General features: G+C 52.5%; 3 protein-coding genes. 1 reads left to right on the top strand and 2 read right to left on the bottom strand.

What is annotated here, in order from left to right; genetic code table 11:
* Positions 1-339: 339 nt before the first annotated feature.
* Positions 340-918: an NAD(P)-dependent oxidoreductase gene (locus QZR21_RS08550; protein WP_296100241.1), complete on the bottom strand. Its 579-nt coding sequence runs from the start codon at positions 916-918 to the stop codon at positions 340-342.
* 360 nt (positions 919-1,278) lie between these two features.
* On the opposite strand from QZR21_RS08550, the gene QZR21_RS08545 reads away from it, so the two are divergent.
* The gene (locus QZR21_RS08545; RefSeq protein ID WP_296100238.1) at positions 1,279-1,719 is read left to right on the top strand and encodes a hypothetical protein; all 441 of its coding nucleotides are present in this window, start codon (positions 1,279-1,281) and stop codon (positions 1,717-1,719) included.
* 204 nt (positions 1,720-1,923) lie between these two features.
* Here QZR21_RS08545 and QZR21_RS08540 read toward each other — a convergent pair whose 3' ends face one another.
* On the bottom strand, positions 1,924-3,363 hold the full coding sequence (locus tag QZR21_RS08540; protein ID WP_296100237.1) for a class I adenylate-forming enzyme family protein: 1,440 nt from the start codon (positions 3,361-3,363) through the stop codon (positions 1,924-1,926).
* Between the last annotated feature and the right edge of the window lie 400 nt (positions 3,364-3,763).

Genomic DNA, 3,763 nt, shown 5'->3' with positions numbered 1-3,763 from the left:
CGCTTTTTATATATTGGGAGGTTCCGGCAGATCGTATGTATAGGGCATAAAGGTGTAGCGGCGGCTTCGCCGCAGGCGGGATGCCGCGGAGCGGCTGATTCTCTGTAAGCTGTAAGCTGCAAGCCTTTATAACGTCCCGCATGCGAATTGGCCCAGGGAGAATAATAAGCGAATCGTCTAACACCTGCGGCGGATTCGATCTTCCCTCTTCCCTCTTCTCTCTTCACAAAAATACCCGCAGGTCCTCCGCCGGAATGTCCGGCAAAACACCTGCAGGTATTTATCATCTATCTTCTATTTTCTATCGTCTTCATCCAGGCGGTCCCGATTATTTTCTGACTACGCTGATGCGATGGCATAGTCGGCGTAGGAAATGATGGATTCCCCTTTGCTGTTCGGTGCAAATTCTTCTCCGTGGATTTCATAGGATCCGGTCCGTTCTCCGTCGGCCTGGAAGTCGGCGGCGGGGCTGAGGTAGGTCCATTTTACATCATTTCTTTTACGGAGTTCCGCCAGGGACTGGCCCATGGCTTTTGCCAGAGGCTTGATGGTTGGCGGGAAATCGGGTGCTTCATAGAGGGCCTTCGTGTGGTCCCTATTGATATAGAGGGAACCGGCACCGCCTACCACGAGAAGCCGGGTGTCCGTACCGGAAACGATGTCCGCCAGATGGAGGAGGGTGGTGGTGTGGAGGGGAAGGGTCTCCGGTACCCAGGCACCGAAGCCGTCTACCAGGGCATCAAAACCCTTGACGTCTTCCTTTGTAAGATCCATGATATCTTTTCTTATATATGTGGAAGCACCGGTGTCATTCTGTTCATGCCGTCCGAAGGCCACCACTTCATGGCCTCTCTTCAGGGCTTCGGCAATAATTTTTCCGGATGCTTTTCCATTGGCTGCTACTACTGCGATTTTCATAGGGATTCTCTCTTTCCAGGCTTTGCCCAAATCATAAGCTATTGATGTAATCAATGTTGTTCTATCTATGACTGTATTGTAACTCATCTGCTTACATGTTGTCAATAGTTTTGTTACAACTTATTTCGAAAAGAATGAGGACATGCTGCAAAGTCAGGTATGGCCGGTGAGGAAGGCTTTCGTTTCCCCTGTCCGGGGAGTAAAAATATTTCTGCCATCCCCTTGAAGGCAAAAACATGTTCGTGTATAATGAGTAAAGAACTTATGTTCTTATTATGCAACGATGCAGCATAATAGAGGAAAGGTTCCTCATGACCGGGTATGAAAGAAACGGAACTGTTACATGCAGGGAGCGTACACATGAAATCTCTATCAATGATTGCGATTGTCCCCCAATGGGAAGGACCGGCACCGGGATGTCAGGTGCTCTATGAAGATGGAAGCTGGTGCCACCGGTACTGCAGCGTGGAGAAATATATGAATACCCTGGCCGCCCTCCTGGGCAATGATAACAGGGCCTGCCGGAGGCTGTTCTGCGGAAAGCGGGGCACCGGTATCCGGCTCAATGACGGCAGTACCTTTGTGCAGATCAAACTGTCCCAAAGGGCGCCTACCCTGGGCTACGTGAGGCTCGATGCCCTTGACCGGTGGAAGGGTGGGAATCATGGAAAATGCGTCCTCCATCTGACCAATGGAGTGATTCTTCCTACGTTCTGGAGTCTGGAGACCGTGGACCGGCATATCCAGATGGTCAAGAATCGGCTGGAGTCACCGGATGTAAAAGAGCTGGAAGGAATTTGAAGGATCAGCATGCCGGCGGTCCATTTCACAAGCCTTGAGCATTGAGCATTGAGCGCTGCAGCCGCTTCGCGGCGAGTTTACGCGTTAATGGTTAGAGTCATTCGAGCGGGGCTGCCAGCAGCTCCCGCTCGAATGACTTCTACGGCCGGTGCACAAAAAAGCCGGGAAAAGCACATTTCGCTTTTCCCGGCTTTTCGTATGCAATTAATTGTCCCGGAGGGCCCGTTTCAGGATTTTGCCTGTCGCATTTTTCGGCAGGGCATCCATGGGGATGAAACGGCGGGGAATCTTGTAGCTGGCAATGTTCTTTGCCATGTACTTCCTGATCTTGTTCTCGTCGAATTCATAGCCGTCTTTCATGACGATGTAGGCCCATACCGCCTGGCCCCGGAGGGGATCCGGATGGCCCACGACGGCACATTCGGCAATGCCTTCCACTTCATAGATGCAGTCTTCCACTTCACCGGGGTAAATATTTTCCCCGTTCACAATGATGAGGTCCTTAATGCGGTCTACGATGTAGATATACTTATCATCATCCATGTAGGCCAGGTCACCGGTACGGAGCCATCCATCTTCGGAGAGCACTTTCTTCGTTTCTTCCGGCTTATTCCAGTATCCCTTCATGACGTTGGAACCGCGGACAATGAGTTCGCCCACCGTACCTGCCACATAGGGACCGCCGCTTTCGGTCTTGATGTAAGCTCCCACCCCCGGAAGCACGGGGCCGCTGGTCAGGTACTTCGGTTTGGCACTGGGCAGTACGCAGACTACCGGAGACGCTTCGGTGAGGCCATAGCCTTCCTGCACGGGATGGTGGAACCGGAAATAAAAGGCCTGGGACACGGGCTGGGGGATGGAGGCACCGCCGGAAATGAAGGTGTGCACGGTCTTCATGACGGACGGTTCCCCACGGCGGGCCAGGAGGTTGTACATGGGTGGCACCATGATGGCAATGGTAACAGAATGTTCCACAATGGTATTGATGATTTCCGTGGGGCTCTTGGACCGGAGGATAACGATGGTGGAATGGGCATAGAGGCCTGCATTTACCACGGTGGTGAGGCCATAGCAATGGAACATGGGCAGTACACAGAGCACCTTGTCTTCCGGTTTGAAGACGATGCGGGAAATGAACTGCTCCACATTGCCCACCAGGTTCCGGTGGGTCAGCATGGCTCCCTTCGGGCTGCCGGTGGTGCCGGAGGTGTAGACAAGGGCACACACGTCGTCTTCCGTAAGGTCTTCCGGAAAGGCCGGCGCTTCGTCCGCCTTTCCTTCCTGGGCCCTGTAATCCAGATCGTGGATGTCGATGGAAGGGCAGGATACGTCCAGGGCCGTATCGGTGATGAGGAGGACCGCTCCTGCATCTTTCAGGATATAGTCCACTTCCCGGTCCACCAGGGAATTATTGACTGGGATAATAATGGCACCAAGGCTCACGGTGGACAGGTAGGCGTAGACAAATTCTGCCCGGTTGGCAGAGTACAGGGCTACCCGGTCGCCTTTGCGTATCCCCATCTGATACAGTTCATTCCTGTAGAGACGGACCGCTTCCGCCAGTTCTCCATAGGTCACCTGTGCTTCTCCTTCGAAGGCCAAATGGGAAGGATCCGCACCTTTTATCATTTCATGTAAAAACATTTTGCACCTCGCTAACGTATAACGGTACCATTTTAGCAAAAATCGGTAATTCTAGCAAATTTACGATGCAGCGGTCGAAAAAAGGAGAGTACTTGGATTGGCATGCTGACGGATAGAGTCATTCGTGCGGGGCTGCTAGCGGCTAGCGGCTAGCTTTTAGGAAAGCTGATTCGCCTGCGGCGCTGGCGATGGAATACGGTTGGAGTCAGTTGGAGCGGGGGCTTCTAGCTTCTAGCTACTAGCTGTTAGGAAAGCTTACAAGCCTACGGCATGAAAAAGCTGACGGAATCACCCGTAGGAAGTGCCACAGGCAGACCAGCCTTCCTAGCCGCTAGAAGCTAAAAGCTAGGGAAGCACTGATTAAATCGTTGTTCGATTATACTCTTGTATTTTCATGCAA

It is taken from the genome of uncultured Dialister sp., assembly GCF_900541605.1.
In the GTDB taxonomy this organism is placed as follows: Bacteria; Bacillota; Negativicutes; order Veillonellales; family Dialisteraceae; genus Dialister.
Note: the sequence above shows the minus strand (reverse complement) of the source record. Positions and strands in the feature narration are given on the sequence as shown.